Source organism: Pseudomonas sp. P5_B2 (assembly GCF_056400445.1).
In genome coordinates this window covers 1-675 of record NZ_JBFULH010001358.1, presented here as the reverse complement: position 1 = coordinate 675, position 675 = coordinate 1, and the positions used below count along the sequence as shown (strand labels likewise).

At 53.6% G+C, this 675-nt stretch carries 1 protein-coding gene; it reads left to right on the top strand.

From position 1 onward, the window contains the following. On the top strand, nucleotides 1-464 hold a 464-nt coding region (locus tag AC1DRJ_RS31220; protein WP_477805502.1), incomplete at its 5' end, for an ATP-binding cassette domain-containing protein. Between the last annotated feature and the right edge of the window lie 211 nt (nucleotides 465-675).

Sequence of the window (675 nt, the reverse complement as noted above, 5' to 3'; positions counted from 1 at the left end):
GCACGGCTCTGGAAAACGTCATCGAAGGCCCGATCGTCGTCAAGAAGATCCCGCGTGCCGAAGCCGTGGCCCTGGGCAAAAAGCTCATGGCCAAGGTGGGTCTGGCGGGCAAGGAAGATGCTTACCCGCGACGCCTGTCCGGTGGTCAGCAACAGCGCGTGGCGATTGCCCGAGCGCTGGCGATGGAGCCGGAAGTGATCCTGTTCGATGAGCCAACCTCGGCGCTCGATCCGGAACTGGTCGGTGAAGTGCTGGCGACCATCCGCGGCCTGGCCGAGGAGAAACGCACCATGGTCATCGTCACCCACGAAATGGGCTTCGCCCGGGACGTGGCCAATCGCGTGGTGTTTTTCGACAAGGGTGTGATCGTCGAACAGGGCGAATCAAAAGCGCTGTTTGCCAATCCTAAAGAAGAGCGGACAAAACAGTTCCTCAGCAAGTTTCTGAACAATACTCACTCCTGATAAGCATCATCACTACTTGTTAACTTCCATGGACGGAAGTGACAACTATCCCGCCGACAAAATCTCTTCCACTTTGTTCACACTTTAAATAATTCAGCTGATGCCTTGTGCGGTACATATATATGTCTTGCAACAGATCTTTCTCGTTTAAATTTGATAAATTCGGCGATTATCAACGAGCGAGCCTTGACCATAATCCAAGCCTCAGCAC